This window comes from Martelella sp. K41-7 (assembly GCF_055808365.1).
In genome coordinates, this window is sequence record NZ_CM147867.1 from 3,964,935 (window position 1) to 3,979,620 (window position 14,686).

Annotated in this window: 12 protein-coding genes; 8 read left to right on the plus strand and 4 right to left on the minus strand. The window is 58.4% G+C overall.

Annotated elements, in window-relative coordinates:
- The first annotated feature begins 16 nt into the window (after nucleotides 1-16).
- A complete protein-coding gene (locus tag AC0L7L_RS18870) occupies nucleotides 17-1,249 on the plus strand; it encodes a cysteine desulfurase-like protein (protein WP_473510681.1) in 1,233 nt (410 codons plus the stop codon).
- Between the two features lie 185 nt (nucleotides 1,250-1,434).
- On the opposite strand, the gene AC0L7L_RS18875 is transcribed toward AC0L7L_RS18870, so the two are convergent.
- The 4 genes from AC0L7L_RS18875 to AC0L7L_RS18890 all read right to left on the minus strand — a co-directional run bounded on the left by AC0L7L_RS18875 (nucleotide 1,435) and on the right by AC0L7L_RS18890 (nucleotide 7,271).
- Nucleotides 1,435-2,895 carry a mannitol dehydrogenase family protein gene (locus AC0L7L_RS18875; protein ID WP_473510683.1) on the minus strand — a complete coding sequence of 487 codons (1,461 nt, stop codon included), beginning with the start codon at nucleotides 2,893-2,895 and terminating at the stop codon, nucleotides 1,435-1,437.
- A 99-nt stretch (nucleotides 2,896-2,994) separates the two neighbouring features.
- Nucleotides 2,995-5,370 carry a glycoside hydrolase family 31 protein gene (locus AC0L7L_RS18880; RefSeq protein ID WP_272213629.1) on the minus strand — a complete coding sequence of 792 codons (2,376 nt, stop codon included), beginning with the start codon at nucleotides 5,368-5,370 and terminating at the stop codon, nucleotides 2,995-2,997.
- A gap of 18 nt (nucleotides 5,371-5,388) precedes the next feature.
- Entirely contained in the window at nucleotides 5,389-6,699 is a 1,311-nt protein-coding gene (locus tag AC0L7L_RS18885; RefSeq protein ID WP_272213630.1) for a TRAP transporter large permease, read from the minus strand.
- Between the two features lie 14 nt (nucleotides 6,700-6,713).
- On the minus strand, nucleotides 6,714-7,271 hold the full coding sequence (locus tag AC0L7L_RS18890; protein ID WP_272213631.1) for a TRAP transporter small permease: 558 nt from the start codon (nucleotides 7,269-7,271) through the stop codon (nucleotides 6,714-6,716).
- A gap of 217 nt (nucleotides 7,272-7,488) precedes the next feature.
- Here AC0L7L_RS18890 and AC0L7L_RS18895 point away from each other — a divergent pair, with 217 nt between their 5' ends.
- The 7 genes from AC0L7L_RS18895 to AC0L7L_RS18925 all read left to right on the plus strand — a co-directional run bounded on the left by AC0L7L_RS18895 (nucleotide 7,489) and on the right by AC0L7L_RS18925 (nucleotide 14,618).
- Nucleotides 7,489-8,481: a TRAP transporter substrate-binding protein gene (locus AC0L7L_RS18895; RefSeq protein WP_473510687.1), complete on the plus strand. Its 993-nt coding sequence runs from the start codon at nucleotides 7,489-7,491 to the stop codon at nucleotides 8,479-8,481.
- Between the two features lie 78 nt (nucleotides 8,482-8,559).
- Complete coding sequence (locus AC0L7L_RS18900) at nucleotides 8,560-10,353, plus strand: glycoside hydrolase family 2 protein (protein WP_473510690.1); 1,794 nt, start codon at nucleotides 8,560-8,562, stop codon at nucleotides 10,351-10,353.
- Nucleotides 10,350-11,117, plus strand: a complete 768-nt coding sequence (locus tag AC0L7L_RS18905; RefSeq protein ID WP_272213635.1) for an FCD domain-containing protein — start codon at nucleotides 10,350-10,352, stop codon at nucleotides 11,115-11,117. The genes AC0L7L_RS18900 and AC0L7L_RS18905 overlap by 4 nt, the downstream gene beginning before the upstream one ends.
- A gap of 118 nt (nucleotides 11,118-11,235) precedes the next feature.
- Complete coding sequence (gene uxuA, locus AC0L7L_RS18910; RefSeq protein WP_473510691.1) at nucleotides 11,236-12,393, plus strand: mannonate dehydratase; 1,158 nt, start codon at nucleotides 11,236-11,238, stop codon at nucleotides 12,391-12,393.
- Between the two features lie 513 nt (nucleotides 12,394-12,906).
- Nucleotides 12,907-13,116 carry a cold-shock protein gene (locus AC0L7L_RS18915; protein WP_272213636.1) on the plus strand — a complete coding sequence of 70 codons (210 nt, stop codon included), beginning with the start codon at nucleotides 12,907-12,909 and terminating at the stop codon, nucleotides 13,114-13,116.
- Between the two features lie 177 nt (nucleotides 13,117-13,293).
- The gene (locus tag AC0L7L_RS18920) at nucleotides 13,294-14,325 is read left to right on the plus strand and encodes a fatty acid desaturase (RefSeq protein ID WP_473510695.1); all 1,032 of its coding nucleotides are present in this window, start codon (nucleotides 13,294-13,296) and stop codon (nucleotides 14,323-14,325) included.
- A gap of 116 nt (nucleotides 14,326-14,441) precedes the next feature.
- Complete coding sequence (locus AC0L7L_RS18925) at nucleotides 14,442-14,618, plus strand: hypothetical protein (protein ID WP_272213638.1); 177 nt, start codon at nucleotides 14,442-14,444, stop codon at nucleotides 14,616-14,618.
- Nucleotides 14,619-14,686: the final 68 nt, after the last annotated feature.

Here is a 14,686-nt window from a genome sequence, read left to right on the forward strand (position 1 = left end):
ACAAGAGGTAACACCCGTGTCCGGATCGCCTTCTCTCGACCTTGATTTCGTCCGCAGCCAGTTTCCGGGCCTGAAACAGGATTGGACCTTTTTCGACAATGCCGGCGGATCGCAGATCCTCAAGGGCGCCGTCCATCGCATCAACAGCTTCCTGTTCGACAAGAACGTTCAGATCGGCGGCTCCTACGAAGTCTCCCAGAGTGCTGCAGCCGCGCTGCACGAGGCGCGCACGGCCGCCATGCACCTCGTCAATGCGGCACGGCCCGAGGAGATCGTCTTCGGTCCGTCCTCGACCGTGCTGTTGCAAAACCTTGCCCGTGCAATGCAGGGTCAGTTGTCGGAAGGCGATGAGATTATCGTCACCGTCAGCGATCATGAATCCAATATCGGCCCGTGGGATCGCCTTCAGGCGATGGGGGTGGTGGTCAAATTCTGGCCGCTCGACAAGGAAGCCCGTTCGCTGAAGCTCGATGATCTCGCACCGCTGATGAGCGCGCGCACGAAACTCGTCTGCTTCACCCATGTGTCCAACATTCTTGGGTCGGTGAACGATGTCCGCGCCATCGCTGATTTCGTGCATGCCCGCGGAGCGCTGATCTGCGTCGATGCCGTTGCCTATGCGCCGCACCGCGCCGTCGACGTTCAGGCGTTCGACGCCGACTTCTATGTCTTCAGCCTCTACAAGGTGTTCGGGCCGCATTACGCGCTGATGTACGGCAAATACGCGCTTCTTGCCGAGCTCGACACGCTCTACCACTATTTCTACGGCAAGGACAAAATCCCCGGCAAGCTGGAACCCGGCAACCCCAATTACGAGCTGGCCTACTCTACCTGCGGCATTGTCGACTATCTGGCAGAGCTTGGTGAAAGAGCCGGCGAAACCGGATCGCTGCGTGAGAAGATCGAGACGGGGTACGCCGCAATCACCGCACAGGAGATCGCGCTTTCGGAGCGGTTGCTGTCCTATCTCAGAGCCCGCAATGACTGTGAGATCATCGGGGATCCGTCCGGCCTTGACCCGATGCGGGTGCCAACCATCGCCTTTCGCCTCGACAATCGTGATGCGGAAAAAGTCTGCCGTGCCGTGGATGAACACCACATTGCCGTGCGTCACGGCGATTTTCATTCACGCCGGCTCGCCGAATGTCTTGAGATGACCGACAAAGGCGGCATGCTGCGCGTGTCTATGGTGCACTACAATATGCTCGAGGAGGTCGACCGTCTCATCGGCGCGCTCGAGCACCTCTAGAGCGGCTCGGCTTTTCCGGAAACGCAGAATCGCTTTATCTCTTTGCTTTGCCGCATTTTCGCGGCCGTCAGGTGGTTCCACCTGACGGCCGCACAGACCGGTGTTTGGGATCAGGCTATCCGCGCATTTTCTGCTCACGGGAATGCGCGGCCCTGTTTCAGGGTGTTCTCACCTCGTTCTGGCGTTCATGAAGCCGCCAGCATCTCAACCATTTTGCGCGCCCCTTTGTCGGCGATGCCCTGGATATCATCAGCAAGGCTTGCCTTGAACGAAGCGTTCTGTGCGAGTTCGGGCGGGAAAATGCCGGAGCCGGAAACAACACGTTCGGCAATCTCCGCCGCTGTGCCGCCATTGGCGAGCGTTTTCAGCTTTTCTGCAAGCGGGTCGCGCACATCGATCGGAGCACCCTTTTCATCGGTGCCGGAAGCGTAGCGGATCCAGCCCGCGACCAGCAATGTAAGGCGGGGGCAGGGCGTACCCGCGCGCAGATGGTGGACAATGGATTCCAAAGCACGCTGCGGCAGTTTCTGGCTGCCATCCATGGCGATCTGCCATGTGCGGTGGCGGATTGCCGGGTTTTCGAAGCGGGTGATCAGCGCATCTGCGTATGCGTCGAGGTCGATGCCTTCAGGCGCTTCAAGTGTCGGGATCTGCTCTTTGCCCATCAGCTCGCGGGCGGCCTTGCGATAGGCCGGATCCTTCATGGTCTCGGCAATCGTCTCATAGCCACCGAGATAGCCGAGATAGGCGAGAAAGGAATGCGAGCCGTTCAGCATGCGCAGCTTCATGTTTTCGTAGGGCACGACATCATCGGTGAAGGTGGCCCCGGCGCGGTCCCAGTCCGGACGGCCGGACACGAAATCATCCTCGATCACCCATTGACGGAAGGGTTCGCAGACGATGCCGGCGGGGTCTTCCGTGCCGATCCGCTCGGCCAGCAGCTGATAGCTTTCCTCGGTCATCGCCGGCACGATGCGGTCAACCATGGTGGAGGGGAAGCGGCCATTCTCTTCGATCCAGTCGGCAAGCTCCGTGTTGCGGGCACGTGCGAAATCGATCACCGCGCGGCGGGCAAGCTTGCCGTTTGATGGCAGGTTGTCGCAGGAGAGAACGGTAAACGGCTTCTGCCCGGACTTTTTGCGGGCTGCAAGAGCTGCTACCAGCGTGCCGACCACAGTTTTTGGCTGATCGGGGTTCGCAAGGTCGGCCACAATTGCGGGATTGTCGAAATCAAGGCCGCCATCGGCGCCGAGCGTATAGCCCTTTTCCGTCACCGTGATGGAGACCAGTGCGATGTTCTCATCTGCGATGGCGCTGACGATGCCCTCTGGCCCGCAGTCTTCCCGATGGCGATGGTCGACGACAGCGCCGGAAATCCGGGCCTTCTGCCCGTCGGCAGCATTTTCGACGACGCTGTAGAGGTAGTCGCGTTCTGCGAGCGCTAGCAGCGGTGCGGATGGCCCCATCAGCTCAATCTCGCGATAGCCCCAGCTTCCGCCGGCGCGCAGAACATCGTCGGTATAAACGGCCTGGTGAGCACGGTGAAAGGCGCCGAAGCCGATATGGCACATGCGGGCTTCGACCTTCGAGCGGTCGTAGTCCGGTCGTAGAACATCGGACTTTGCGCGTTCGAGAAGTGCAGACATGGTTTTTCCTTCCGTAAGAAAACGGCGTGTGCGCGCGGGCACCGTCGACAGTGGGGGTGTTGAAAAAAACGGGAGAGCCGAAGCTCTCCCGAAAGGCCGTCAGCGGTTGACGGTCGTGCCGTTGGCGTCGGCCGTGCCGTTGACGGCAAGCTTGCGGCTTTCGCCTTCGGGCAGGAGGACCCGAATAGTTTCATAAGGCGGTGTGTAGTCACCTTCACGCTTCCAGGTAAGCGCGAGGTTGGCATCATCGCCGGACAAAACGTAGCGCGTCAGGCTGTGGCCCGAGGGTTCACGCCAGTTTACGGTGTCGCCGTCATCCTCATATTCGACTGCTGCTGCCGAAAACGCGCCGGGGACCGGGAAGATCGCGAGGGTGCGGGCCTTGTCTGCTCCGGCATTGGCGCGGTTCGCTTCGTCAGACAGCGGAATGACAGAACCGGCACGCACAAAGAGCGGCATGCTTGCCAGTTCGACCGGCAACGTTACTTCCGTACCGGGGGCATGATATTTGCCGGACCAGAAATCCCACCAGCCGGTTTCATTTTTCGGCAGATAGACGGTGCGTTCCGCTGCACCTTTGTCGATGACATTGGCGACCAGAAGATCCCGACCGAGCATGAAGTCGTCGGTCTCTTCAACCGTCCGGGGATCGTGCGGATGGTCGAGGAAGGTCGGGCGCAGCATCGGTTCGTGTTCGGTGGATGCCAGCCATGTCAGCGTGTAGAGATAGGGCGTCAGCCGGTAGCGGAAATTGAGCGCATCGCGGATCAGCGGCAGCACGTCCGGATACATCCAGGCTTCATTGGCGGTGCCGTCATCATTCCAGGAATGGATGGTGAAACGCGGGTGGAAGATCCCGTTCTGGACCCAGCGGACAAACAGTTCCGGCTCCGGCTTGGGGCCGGAAAAGCCGCCGACATCGTGGCCGACATTGTAGATGCCCGATAGCGACATGGAGAGGCCCATGCGGATATTGTAACGCACCGTTTCCCAGCGCGTATAATTGTCGCCGGACCAGGTCTGGACATAGCGCTGGATACCGGGGCAACCGGCGCGCGAGATCAGATATTGCCGGTGATCGGGATCGAAGGCTTCCTGCGCCTCTTTTGAGGCGCGGCTCATCAAGAGTGAATGCAGCGGGCGGATGAGGGCAACCGGAATTTCTTTACCAAAACCGTTGCAACGAGCTTCGTCATCCCAGATTTCGTACTCGTTATTGTCGTTCCAGGTGCAGGCGATGCCCTTTTTCAGGAGCTGTTCGGTCACGCCCTTCTGCCACCAGGCCACGGATACCGGGTTGGTGAAATCGAGATGAGCGCCGGAATCATCCCAGTAGACGGCATCGGCATAGGAATTCGTCTCGCTGTCGGTGATGAACAACCCGGCATCAAGCGCTTCGTTGAAGCGTGGATGGTCCTGCAGCAGCGCCGGCTTGATATTGGCGATCAGAGTCAGCCCGGCATCCGCGAACGCCTTCGACATGCCTTCGACATCCGGGAACTTGTCATAGTTCCAGTTGAAGACATAGCGTTTGGAGCCAATCGAGGTATAGCCCGACGACATCTGAAAACTGTCGCAGGGAATGTCGTGCTCGGAGAGCCGGGTCAGAAAACCTTCCAGCTCTTCCTGCGCGTTGGGTCGGTCGGTATAGGCCATGGTGGAGCCGGAATAGCCCAGCGCCCAGCGCGGCATGAAGGCCGTACCGCCGGTCAGCCGGGTATGGTTTTTCACCAGATCCAGCATCTGCGTCGCCCAGGCGAAATAATAGTCAAGATCGCCATCGAGTGCGCGATAGGCGCGGAAGGGCTTGTGGTAGTTATCGAACTCGTTGCCGAGGTCGAACCAGCAGGAGGCGAGATTGTCGTAGAACACCGAGAAGGCACCGGCATCCGGTGTCACGGTGAAGGTGACGGGCAGATGCTTGTAAAGCGGATCGGTGGTTTCGGCGTTATAGCCCATGGCATCGAGATTGCGCATCTCGTAGCGGCGGCCGGAACGTTCGAGGTTGCCTGCCTTTTCGCCGAGACCATAGACCTTTTCTCCGGGTTTTCTGAGCAGGAAATGGCTGTTGCGATGGTCGCGGATGCCAAGCATGTAGGCCCCGGTGGGCCGCTCCTCGGCCACCAGCTTGAAGGTGCCGTCAGCCTGTTTGGCTTCCCAACGCATGGTCAGCGGATTTTCGACGGTGAGCTTGAGGCTTTCCGTCTCGATGACCAGTGTGTCACCTTCGGTGCAGGTGAATTCCGGCAGGGAGAAACCGGAAAGATCGTCACGGGCGCGGCCTTCGAAGGGGACGTCTTCTTGTGGCGCGATCGACCAGGTGCGGTCCAGCCGCCATTCACCGGACTTTTTCAGCGAGACCCGGAAGAGGGCTTCTTCGAGAACGGTGATCTTCAGGGTGTGGGTGCCGTCGATGGTGAGCGTGACGCCATTGGCGTCACGCGCGCTCAGCGCCCAGGATTTGAGGGTACGCATTTTCTTTTTCCCGTTGTGTTAGCCGCCATAACCCAGAAGCAGACGGGGCAGGCCGAGGCTGATTGCGGGGACATAGGTGACGAGCATCAGAACCGCGATCAGGGTCAGGAAGAAGGGTATCAGAGGTTTGATCACCTTCGGGATCGTGGTTCCTCCGACTGAGCAGCCGATGAAGAGAGCCGAGCCGACAGGCGGGGTGCAGATCCCGACGCACAGGTTGAGCGTCATCATGACACCGAACTGAACCGGGTCCATGCCAAGTTTTTGTACGACCGGCATAAGGATCGGGGTGAAGATCAAAAGCGCCGGTGTCATGTCCATGAAGGTGCCGACAACCAGAAGGACCACGTTCAGGATCAGCAGGATCATGATCGGGTTGTCCGACAGGCCGAGCATGAAATCGGAAATCATGTTCGGAATATTGCCGAAGGCCATGGCGCGCGACATCGCAATCGAGCAGCCGATCATCAGCAGCACGACAGCGGTGGTAATGGCCGATTCGAGAATGATCGACGGCAGTTGCTTGAGCGAGGTTTCGCGATACCAGACAAAGGCCAGCAGCAGCGTGTAGACGACGGCGATGGCCGAGGCTTCCGTGGCGGTGAAGATACCGCCGATAATGCCGCCCATGACGACGACGATCAGGCCAAGCGGCAGCAGAGCGTCGAGGCCCTTCCTGAAGAATTCGCCGGTGGTCGGGCGCGGCTGTGTCGGGTAACCGCGCTTCTTGGCGATGATGCCGGCAACGATCATGATGCCGAGCCCCATGAGGATGCCCGGAACATAACCGGCGACGAAGAGGGCTGCGACCGAGGTGCCGCCCGAGATCAGCGAGAAGACGATGAAGGTCGAGCTCGGTGGGATCAGAAGGCCGGTGGTGCAGGACGAGATGTTGACGGCGGCCGAATAGGCCGGGTCATAGCCTTCCTTCTTCTGCAAGGGCGACATGACGCCGCCGACGGCGGCCGCCGATGCAACGGCCGACCCCGAAAGGGCGCCGAACATCATGTTGGCGAGCACGTTCACATGCGCAAGCGAGCCGGGAAGGGCAAAACCGAGCACCTTGGCAAAATCGATGAGCCTGCGGGCGATGCCGCCTCGGTTCATGATGTTGCCGGCCAGAATGAAGAAGGGGATCGCCAGAAGGGTAAACGAATCGAGGCCCGATGACATTTGCTGGGCAACGATGAAAAAGGACTGGTCGATGCCGACGAACAGCGCAAAGGTGAGGGTGGCCGAGACACCAATGGAAAAGGCAATCGGGACGCCAAGCACCATCAGCAAAATGAAGCTGCCGAAAAGGACCAGCGGGGCATAGGACATAAGCATGAAAGGATCTCCCCTTAGTTCAGAGGTCCGCTGGCTTCAGCGGGCGGGGCTTCAACGGGCGTCTTGCCGTGGAAAAGCCGGATGGCCATTTGCAGGCAATAGAAAAGAATGACGGCGCCGGAGATCGGAATGGCCAGGTAGATGTAGCCCATCGGCATCTGCAGGGCAGGCGAGACCTGACCGTTGGCAAGTGTGCGCTCCACAAGAGCTCCGCCGCCGTTGATCATCACGGCGATGGCGAAGAAGGCGATCACCCCGACAACGAGAAGCTGCGCCAGCTGCTTGCGCCAGCCTTTGAGCGCCGGCGCGAGAATCTCGATGGCAAGATGCCGGCCCTTGCCGAAAGTGTAGGCGCCGCCGACCAGCGCCATCCAGATGAACAGAAAGCGGGCGATTTCATCGGTGTAGATTGATGGCGCGCGCAAGATGTAGCGGCTCATGACCTGCCACACCACACAGACGACCATGCCGGAGAAACCGGCAACGATAATGACGCGCAAAATGGCGTCGATCACATTGGCAAGGCCGTCTATGAAACGGCTGATCGTGTCGGGTTTTCCTGTTTCGGACATCCGACCCTCCCTTAAGCGAGTTCTTTGTGCAGCCATTCCGGGCAAAACCCTGGCTGATGGTGGGACCATGAACCAAAACAAAAAATTGGTCAACCAATTTATCTATTTTGGTTGACACTTAGAAGTATTTGGTCAACCATGCCCCCATCCGCTGCAATAAGGCACTCTGTGGCGGCCGTAAACCTCTCCTCAAACGAACGGGTGCCGGGAGGAAGATATGAAGATCTTTTCCAAAGTCGCTTTGATGACGGGCGTCGCTGCTGTCGCCTTTGCTGCAACTGCCGAAGCGCGCACGCTTCGCCTCAATCACAACAACCCGCCGGATCATCCGCTGCACATCTCCATGGAATTCATGGGTGATCGTCTTTCGGAACTGACCGATGGCGCATGGGACATTCAGGTTTTCCCGAATGGCCAGCTGGGCAACCAGCGCGAATCCATGGAACTGGTCCAGAGCTGCGTGCTCGATATGGCCAAGAGCAATGCCAGCGAGCTGGAAGCCTTCGAGCCGACCTATTCCGCTTTGAACCTGCCGTACCTGTTCCTCAGCGAAGATCATCAGTTTGATGTCCTGACCGGCGATATCGGCCAGGAAATCCTTGATGCCTCTTACGGCAAGGGCTTTCAGGGCGTTGCCTTCCTGATCGAGGGTGCGCGTTCCTTCTATGGCAACAAGCCGATCAACACGCCGGCCGATCTGCAGGGCATGAAGATCCGCGTTCAGCCGAGCCCGTCCGCCATCCGCATGGTCGAGCTGCTTGGCGGCAGCCCGACGCCGCTCGCCTATGGTGAACTCTACAGCGCCCTGCAGCAGGGTGTTGTCGATGGTGCGGAAAACAATCCCACTGCTCTGACCACCGTGCGTCACGGTGAAGTGGCTGACTACTTCTCGCTCGACGAGCACACCATGATCCCCTCCGTTGTGGTGATCTCGAACTGCGCCTGGGATTCCATGTCCGATGAGGACAAGGCCGCATTCCGTGAGGCTGCCGGCGAGGCCATGCAGTTCCATCGCGAGCAGTGGGACGAAATCGTCTCCAAGACCATGGGCGAAATCGAGGAAATGGGTGTGACGGTCAACACCGTCGACAAGGCGCCTTTCATCGAGGCCGTTCAGCCGATGTATGACGAAGTCAAGGGCAGCTCTCCGGCTGTTGCTGACCTGGTCGACCGCATCCAGGCTGAAGGTGCCAACTACAGCGACAACTAAGTCGCCCAACAAATTGGCCGGCCGCTTTGAGTGGCCGGCCACCTCATGCAGTCTTAAAGATCCCGGTGGAGGTTGATCATGCTAGAGCGATCAGAATTGGCGGAAAATGCGCTGCAGGCGTTGCATGACGAGGATTATGATCGTCCCTTCAACCCGCAGAACCTTAACCACACCACCATGATCTTCATGGGCGACCGCGAGCAAACCTCGCTCGACGGCGACTGGAATTTCTGTGTTGATCTGCTTGATACCGGCCTGCGCCAGAAATGGTTTGCCATGGAGCCGGCCGCCCCGCGCGACCGCGAAGAGCCCTGGGACTATGATCCCTATATGGGCGAGACCGTGCCGGTGCCGTCCTGCTGGCAGATGCTCAAGGAAAAATGGTACTTCTTCGAAGGCAGCGCCTGGTATACCCGCCCTATCGATTTTGCACCGAACCCCGGCAAGCGCAGCTTCCTGCGCGTCGGTGCCGCGCAATATGACTGCAAGGTATTCCTCAACGGCGAATTCGTCGGAAACCATTACGGCGGCTCGACGCCGTTCTTTGCTGAATTGACCGGCCGTCTGAGTGACGGACGCAACTGGCTGATGCTGTGCGTCAACAATGTGCGCACCACGGATCGTGTGCCGATGCGCAATACCGACTGGTTCAACTATGGCGGTGTCTATCGCGAGGTCTCGCTGGTTGAAACGCCGGAAAGCCTGATCCGTGATTTTTTCATTCACCTGAAACCCGGCGGCGCCGGTGGCCTGACAGCAAGCGTCGTCGCCGAAGGCGCCGAGACGGCGGAAATTTCGATTCCGGAGCTCGGGATCAACGAGACCGTGAAGCTTGCCGACGGCAGGGGAAGCATCGATATCGATGCTGCGCCGCTATTGTGGTCGCCGGAGCGTCCGAAGCTCTACGATGTTCAGGTCAGCGCCGGCGATGACCGGGTGTCGGACCGGGTCGGTTTTCGCGCGATCGAGCGCAGGGGCCGGGAGCTTTACCTGAACGACCGTCCGCTCTGGCTGCGCGGTATCTCCGTCCATGAAGATGACGACAAGCTCGGCAAGGTCGTGACCGAGGAAGACCTGCGTCAACGCTATGCCCACGCCAAGGAGATGGGCTGCAATTTCGTACGGCTTGCGCATTACCCCCATCACGAACGCGCGGTTGAACTGGCCGATGAGTTCGGCCTCCTCGTCTGGGCGGAAATTCCTGTTTACTGGGCCATTGATTTTGCAAACCCGGCAACCGAGCGCGATGCGCGGAACCAACTGATCGAACTGATCCGCCGCGACCGCAACCGCGCAAGCGTTGCGATCTGGTCGGTCGGCAACGAAAATGCCGATACCGATGCCCGGCTTGCCTTCATGCGCGGTCTTGCCGAAACTGCGCGCGCGGAAGATCCGACGCGTCTGATTGCGGCCGCCTGCCTCGTGAATCATGCGAAACTGAAGATCGAGGACCGGCTTGCCGCCCACCTCGATATCATCGGCATCAATGAATATTACGGCTGGTATGACGAGGATTTCTCCGAATTGCCGAAAATCCTCGCCAATTCGCAGCCCGACCGGCCCGTCGTCATCTCTGAAACCGGCGCGGATGCGGATATTACCGAGAAGGGGCCGAAAGAGGGACTGTTTTCCGAGGATTACCAGGCCGAGGTCTATGAAAAGCAGATCAGCACGCTGAAGGACCTCGATTTCGTCAAGGGTATGTCGCCGTGGATCCTCTATGATTTCCGCACGGAGCGCCGGCAGGGAATTTTTCAGCGCGGTTTCAACAGAAAAGGCCTGATTGCTGCAGACAAGGCAACCAAGAAGAAATCCTTCGCGATACTGCGGGAATTCTATCACGCGGTTGCTGCAGCGGAGGTTGAAAAATGAGAGAAACCGTAAAGCGCCGCTATCAGGAGGTCGCCGTCGAAATCCGCGATCTGATCAGCCGCTCTGACTGCAAGCCGGGCGACCGTCTCAAGACTGAGCGTCAGATGGCCGAAGAGCTGGGGGTCAGCCGATCGTTGGTGCGCGAGGCCGTGATCACGCTGGAACTCGAAGGCCTTGTCGATGTACGCAAAGGCTCCGGTATCTATCTCGCCACGCCATCGGAAGCGGTTGAACATAAAGAGCCGCGCCCCGAAGACCTGCCGGATGATTTCGGGCCGTTCGAACTGCTGCAGGCCCGCCAGCTTCTGGAATCAACCATTGCCGCCTTTGCTGCCGAAATGGTTTCCATGGCCGATATCCGAAGAATGCGTGAGGCGCTCGATATGGAGCGTGAGGCCATCGAAAAGGGAACGGATGATGGTTATGAGGCGGACGAGCTTTTTCACCGGCTGATCGCGGTCGCCACACAGAATGCCGTTCTTGTCGATCTGCTGGATGAGCTTTGGGGCAAGCGCAAGAAAAGCCGGATGTGGGCGCAACTTCACACCCGCGTTTTCGATAGCGATTATCGCCGGCGCTGGCTGCAGGACCATCAGGAAATACTGCAAGCGCTGCAGATGAAGGACCCGGCGCGTGCCCGGCAGGCGATGTGGACGCATCTGCAGAATGTGCGCGAAACCCTGATGACGCTGTCGGATGTCGATGATCCGGCCTTTGACGGCTATGTCTTCGGGTCTCACGAGTTAGGGCGGATCGTGGGTTAGGCGCCGGTGAAACGGCCAACTCGTCGGGAACCGGTTTTTCAGTCAGGAGCGCAAGCCTTCCGGCGCTTCGAGCATACGACGCTTCAGGCTGATGATGAGTAAATGACAGGAGAATACGATGAAGGAAAGCTGGCGCTGGTTCGGACCCAATGATCCGATTTCACTTGCTGAGGTACGCCAGACTGGCGCGACCGATATCGTGACCGCGCTCCACGAGCTGCCGAACGGCGTGCTGTGGGAGCGTGATATGATCACCGCCCGTCGTGACATGATTGCCGAAGCCGGTTTGACCTGGTCGGTTGTCGAGAGCATTCCGGTTCACGAGAAGATCAAGACCGCCGAACCCGGCTGGGAAAAGCTTGCCGAAACCTGGGGCCGTTGCGCACAGAACCTCGCGCGCGAAGGCGTCAAGACGATCTGCTACAATTTTATGCCGGTGCTCGACTGGACGCGCACGGACCTGACCTATCCGCTGGAAGACGGCGCTCTGGCGCTCAGGTTCGACTATCTGCTCTATGTCGCATTTGACGTTTTCATATTGCAGCGTAAGGGGGCGGAAGTCGATTATCCGGCAGATGATGTCGCAAAAGCTGAGGCCCGGTTCAAAGCGCTCGACGCGGATTCGATCGCCAAACTTACCGGCACCATACTGGCCGGCCTGCCTGGTGCCGAGGAAAGCTACACGCTGGAGGATTTCCGCGCCCAGCTTGCCCGCTACAACGCGGTCGATGCCGCAGCGCTTGCAGAACAGCTTGGCCGTTTCCTCGAAATCGTCGTTCCGATGGTCGAAGAAGCCGGTGGCGTTATGGCCATCCATCCTGACGACCCGCCGCGTCCGCTGTTCGGGCTGCCGAGGGTGGTTTCGACCGTTGAAGACATGGACCGGATTGCCGCCCGGGTGCCAAGCCTTGCCAATGGCTTTACCTTCTGCACCGGATCCTACGGCGTGCACCCCGACAACAATCTTCCGGAAATGCTGAAAAAACACGGGGAGCGGGTTTACTTTCTGCATCTGCGCACGACCAAGCGCGAGGCGGACGGGCTCAGCTTTCACGAAGCTGCGCACCTTGAAGGCGACGTCGATATGGTGGCGGTCGTCAAGGCCGCGCTGGATGTGGAGAAGGCGCGTGGTGTCCAGCTTCCCTTCCGTCCGGATCATGGCCACGCAATCCTCGACGACCAGTCGCGAAAGACCAACCCCGGGTATCCCCTGATCGGCCGGCTGCGCGGTTTGTCGGAAGTGCGTGGCATTGCAAAAGCACTTTCGTCCATGTGAGAAACAGCTTTGTCCGGGTCACCGTCGCACTTGCTGCGACGGTGACCCGGATATTCGGTAATGCTCGCTTGCCGTGAGACGATGACCGGCTGAGCTGCAACGGGTCGGAGCTCTACTCAGAAAAGCACCCGATACGGTTCATACAGAACGAACTGCGTCAGACCGACGTTTCGGCGGGCTTGCCTGAGAGGGTCCTTTAAGGCGAATCTATCGGATCGGTTTGAATTTTAAAAAATGGATAAAATCCGAATTTTAAGTAAATACTGCGGTTGCGAAGTAATATTTTTTAAATAAAAATATTTACTTATTTTGAATTTATATTCGATAAAACTCGATCCTGGCCTTGATTTAGACAAGAATTAGGCGCATAGAGCCTAGATCGATCTTGTTTGTAGAACTTTATTTTGCGCAACGCGCTCTGATGAATTTCCCATCAACGTCGAATTTATCGTTCCTGCGTGGCCATCAACGCCCGCCGGGCATTTTTCTCTGATTGATTGGAAGGAAATCGTCATGAGCACTGGTACAGTGAAATTTTTCAACTCCACCAAGGGTTTCGGCTTCATTGAGGTTGAGGGCGGCGGATCGGACGTATTCGTTCATATTTCCGCTGTCGAACGCGCCGGAATGGGCACCATTTCAGAAGGCCAGAAGCTAAGCTTCGACGTCGTGACCGACGATAGGTCTGGCAAGAGCGCTGCGGAAAACCTGCGGGCTGCTTAACTCACGTCTTTGCTCCCTGACCACGGATGTACTGGCACGGAGTATCAAGGCAGAGCGATCGGTCGGGCAATGTGCCCGGCCTTTTTTGCTTTGGAGCCCCTGTTGTTGCGCGAGAGCCTTTCGTGACAGATTGCTCGGGCAATTACGATCAAGCGAAGACCGCAGCTAGGAAAAACCTTGAACAGCAGTGCTTCAAAGGCCGAAATCGAACGGAGCCATCGCTCGTGGATTGCGGCGCTTGCTCCCTACCGGCAACCAGACCCGCTTCGCAGCACGGTTGAGGTCCTCATTACAGCTCTCCCTTTCGTCAGTTTGTGGGTATTGCTTGCCGTCGCCGTCCTGAACGGCCACTGGTGGGCGCTGTTGCTTACGGTTCCGGCGGCCGGTTTCCTCGTTCGTCTGTTTGTTCTGCAACATGATTGTGGGCACGGCGCGCTTTTCGGCCAACGACGCGTCAATGACTGGACCGGCCGCGTCATCGGTATTTTCACCCTTACGCCATATGATTACTGGCGCCGCACCCATGCCGTCCATCATGCGACGACGGGCAATCTCGACAAGCGCGGTATTGGCGATGTCGATACGCTGACCGTCCGGGAATACCGGGCTTTGTCTTCCTGGGGACGGTTAGGCTATCGTCTTTATCGTCATCCCGTCGTGATGTTTGGCCTTGGTCCTGCCTGGCTGTTTATCTGCCAGTACCGCCTGCCGCTCGGTCTGATGCGCGCAGGTATCGAACCATGGACATCGACCATTGTCACCACGATCGGCGCCGCCATTCCCGTTGGCTTGCTGATGTGGCTCATGGGCCCGGTTGCGTTTCTGGCGGTGCAGCTGCCGATCACGCTGATGGCCGCGACAGCCGGGGTGTGGCTTTTCTATATCCAGCATCAGTTTGAAGAGACGCACTGGTCCGAGGGTCGCAGCTGGGACTTCCAGAATGCAGCACTGCATGGCAGTTCGCATTATGACCTCCCGCTGCCGCTGCGGTGGATTACCGGCAACATCGGAATTCACCATGTTCACCACCTCGCGGCGAAGGTGCCGTTCTATCGTTTGCCGGAAGTGTTGCGTGATTATCCGGAACTGCGCGACACCGGACGGATTACGTTCCTCGAGAGCCTGCGCTGCGTCAGGTTCGTGCTTTGGGATGAACGGACCAAGCGCCTGGTTTCATTCAGGCAGGCGCGCTTGAGCATGATCTCTTGATGGAATGCGTTTGCGTTCAAAGAGCGAATAAAAGCAGTGTGTTAATTATGTATCGAGTTGATTGAAGAAGAACCAGTCGTCGTCAGTTGTCAGATGCCAGTTCAAAGGAAATCCAAATGATACGTTTTGCAAGAAATACGGAAACAGCCAAGGCTAAACCCGTGAGCACCGGCAGTGCCGACGCCGTTGAAAAAGCGTCCGATCTGCCGGTCAAAGCCAGCGCAGAGCCAAAGCAGCGCAAAGGCAAGGTCGACATTGCGGCGGATGATGAAAGCAGCGACCAGCTGCTCTGAACACCCGCAACGCCGAGATGCGGGCCGGATACCTTGCGGTCAGCGAAACGGCGCATACTGCGCAGTGC

What these genes read in the sequence shown, in the direction of transcription:
- AC0L7L_RS18875 (WP_473510683.1), bottom strand. Translation starts at nt 2,895, where the DNA reads ATGTCTGCACTTCTCGAACGCGCAAAGTCCGATGTTCTACGACCGGAC.
- AC0L7L_RS18880 (WP_272213629.1), bottom strand. Translation starts at nt 5,370, where the DNA reads ATGCGTACCCTCAAATCCTGGGCGCTGAGCGCGCGTGACGCCAATGGC.
- AC0L7L_RS18885 (WP_272213630.1), bottom strand. Translation starts at nt 6,699, where the DNA reads ATGCTTATGTCCTATGCCCCGCTGGTCCTTTTCGGCAGCTTCATTTTG.
- AC0L7L_RS18890 (WP_272213631.1), bottom strand. Translation starts at nt 7,271, where the DNA reads ATGTCCGAAACAGGAAAACCCGACACGATCAGCCGTTTCATAGACGGC.
- AC0L7L_RS18895 (WP_473510687.1), top strand. Translation starts at nt 7,489, where the DNA reads ATGAAGATCTTTTCCAAAGTCGCTTTGATGACGGGCGTCGCTGCTGTC.
- AC0L7L_RS18900 (WP_473510690.1), top strand. Translation starts at nt 8,560, where the DNA reads ATGCTAGAGCGATCAGAATTGGCGGAAAATGCGCTGCAGGCGTTGCAT.
- AC0L7L_RS18905 (WP_272213635.1), top strand. Translation starts at nt 10,350, where the DNA reads ATGAGAGAAACCGTAAAGCGCCGCTATCAGGAGGTCGCCGTCGAAATC.
- uxuA (WP_473510691.1), top strand. Translation starts at nt 11,236, where the DNA reads ATGAAGGAAAGCTGGCGCTGGTTCGGACCCAATGATCCGATTTCACTT.
- AC0L7L_RS18915 (WP_272213636.1), top strand. Translation starts at nt 12,907, where the DNA reads ATGAGCACTGGTACAGTGAAATTTTTCAACTCCACCAAGGGTTTCGGC.
- AC0L7L_RS18925 (WP_272213638.1), top strand. Translation starts at nt 14,442, where the DNA reads ATGATACGTTTTGCAAGAAATACGGAAACAGCCAAGGCTAAACCCGTG.